We start from the raw sequence: 2706 nt of genomic DNA on the forward strand, positions 1-2706 counted from the left end.
CGCGCACGGTGCCGTGCGGACCGCCGTCGGCGCGGCGGCGGATCGCGACGGTGGCGGGCCCGGCCGGCGTCGTCGAGACCCGCCAGATCACGGCACCGTCGACGGCGGTGCGCCAGGTGGGGTCGCCGCGGCCGCGGCGCAGCGGGGCGAGGACGCCGTACAGGTCGAGCGGGAACGGCGGCCGCCATTCCCGGTCCACCACCACGGCGGCCGTGTCCACGCCCCCGATGGTCACACGTCGGGCGAGAACCGGACCCCGTGGGGCGGCAGCGTGACGTCCGGCCACACCCGCATGTTGTGCCGCAGCTCGCAGTGCGCGCCGATCACGGCCCGGTCGCCGACCACGGTGTCGCGGACGCTCGCGCCCTCCTCGACGACCGCACCGGCCCCGATCACCGAGTTCTCCACGACCGCGCCCGCCTGCACCATCGCGCCGTCGAACAGCATGGAGCCCTCGACCCGGGCGCCGGAGCCGATCCGGGCGCCACGGCCGACGGTCGTCCCGCCGAACACGAACGCGTCGGAGGCCACCTCGGCCCCCTCCAGCACCATCGACTCGCCGGTCGGCCCGGGCAGCGCCGCCGAGGGCGCGACCCCGCGGACCAGGTCCGCCGAGCCGTGCACCAGGTCGCCGGGGGTTCCCATGTCGCGCCAGTAGGCGACGTCGACGTGGCCCTGCACGTGCGCCCCGGAGGCGAGCAGGTCGGGAAACGTCTCACGCTCCACCGACACCGGCCTGCCCTCGGGGATGGTGTCGATGACCTCGCGGCGGAAGACGTAGCACCCGGCGTTGATCTGGTCGGTCGGCGGGTCCTCGGTCTTCTCGAGGAACTCCAGCACCCGGCCGGTCGGATCGGTGGGGACGCAGCCGAAGGCCCGCGGGTTCTGCACCCGCACCAGGTGCAGCGTGACGTCGGCACCGGTGCTGCGGTGGGTGTCGGCGACGGCGGTCAGGTCGGTGCCCGCCAGCACGTCGCCGTTGAAGATCATGACGTGCTCGGCGGAGAGCTTGCCGGCCACGTTGCGGATGCCCCCGCCGGTGCCCAGCGGCTCGGTCTCGGTGACGTAGGTGAGGTCCAGCCCCAGCGACGAGCCGTCGCCGAAGTGCTCCTCGAAGGTCTCGGCCAGGTAGCTCGTCCCCAGCACCGCCCGCCGGATGCCCGCCTCGCGGATCCGCGACAGCAGATGCGCCAGGAACGGCACCCCCGCCGTCGGCAGCATCGGCTTGGGCGCCGACAGGGTCAGTGGCCGCAGCCGGGTGCCCTTGCCCCCGACCAGCACGACCGCCTCGACGTCCTGCAACGCAGGTTCCCCCTCAGGTTCTTTCTTCTCGTTCGCGCTCAGCCGGTCCGCCGCAGCAGACCCGAGCGCACGGCCAGGCCGGCGCGCAGGGCCGCACGCAGCGGCGCGTGCACCGGACCGCGGTGGCGGTCGGCCAGGTAGCGGTAGGCGCTGCGGTGGTGCTCGGCGAGCATCCGTGCCGACACCTCCGGCTTGCCCGTGGACGCTCCGCCCACGTGTACGACATCGGCGCCGGGGACGTACACGTTTCGCCATCCGGCGAGACCGAGCCGCATCCCCAGGTCGACGTCCTCGAAGTACATGAAGTAGCGCGGGTCGAAACCGTCGACGGAGTCGAACGCGGTGCGCCGCAGGAGCAGGCACGACCCGGACAGCCAGCCGGCCGCGCGTTCCGTCAGGTCCTCCCGGCTGCGCCGGTAGGCCGCCGTCCAGGGATTGCCCGGCCAGACCGGGGCCAGCACGGCGTGCGCCGCCCCGGCCGTCAGCGACGGCACCTCGCGCGCCGAGGGGTAGACCTCGCCGGACGGCTCGCGGATCAGCGGGCCGAGCGACCCGGCCCGGGGGTGGCGACGGCCGGCGTCGAGCAGGATGTCCAGCGAACCGGCACCCCACTCCAGGTCCGGGTTGGCGACGACGACCCAGCCGTATCGGTCGGGCAGCGAGGCCACGCCGCGGTTGGCGGCGGCACCGTAGCCGACGTTCTCCCCGATCGGCAGGACCGTCACGTGGTCGCGCTCGCGGGCCGCGCGCTCGGGGGCGCCGTCGACGGATCCGTTGTCGGCCAGGACGACCGGCACGTCCGTGCGGGTCGTCGCGCCCCGCAGCGAGTCGAGGAAGGTGTCCAGCAGCGCGCCCGGCGAGTAGGTCACCGTGACGACGGCGACCCCGTCGCCGTAGGACCGTGCGTCGTCGGTCACGTGGCCTCCCCGTCCTTTTCGTCCACCCCGCGCATGTCCCGCAACCTAGTCAGCACGGGCACACCCGCGCCCGGCGGCTCCGTCCGGCACCGCCCGTTCGCGCCCGCGAAGATCACACTCCGTCACCGCGACCATGATCGCGATACCCTCACTCCAACGTTCGGACCGTCCCCGAGCAGCGACGACACGCCGTACCCGTGTGTCACCCTCAAGTCCCGACCCCCTACGACGACCGGGCGAGCAACCCGACACGCAGGCCTGTACGACCCACCGCGGGGGCCCGGATGCTGCACCCTGGTCCCCGACCGGGGTGTCCGGTCCCAGAGACGCACGAGCCGTGCTCGGGTTCACCGGACTCCCCCGTCCGGGTGAGACGCAGCGGCGCGGACGAGACGGACCCCGAGGGGAGCGAGCATGGGCGAGGGCTACCGGGACCGCTCCCGCCCGTCGGCCGCCGAGCGCGCCGCGGCGCGACGGTCCGGCCGCC

At 74.4% G+C, this 2706-nt stretch carries 2 protein-coding genes and 1 pseudogene; all 3 read right to left on the bottom strand.

Annotation, left to right across the window (positions count from 1 at the left end):
• Positions 1-220: pseudogene (locus GTW08_RS00525) on the bottom strand (DNA-3-methyladenine glycosylase 2 family protein); the annotation flags it as partial.
• Positions 221-231: 11 nt separating this feature from the next.
• Entirely contained in the window at positions 232-1302 is a 1071-nt protein-coding gene (locus GTW08_RS00530) for a sugar phosphate nucleotidyltransferase (protein ID WP_073576351.1), read from the bottom strand.
• A gap of 38 nt (positions 1303-1340) precedes the next feature.
• Positions 1341-2219 carry a glycosyltransferase family 2 protein gene (locus GTW08_RS00535; RefSeq protein WP_073576352.1) on the bottom strand — a complete coding sequence of 293 codons (879 nt, stop codon included), beginning with the start codon at positions 2217-2219 and terminating at the stop codon, positions 1341-1343.
• Positions 2220-2706: the final 487 nt, after the last annotated feature.

Source organism: Pseudonocardia sp. SID8383 (assembly GCF_009864975.1).
Taxonomy (GTDB): Bacteria; Actinomycetota; Actinomycetes; order Mycobacteriales; family Pseudonocardiaceae; genus Pseudonocardia; species Pseudonocardia alni.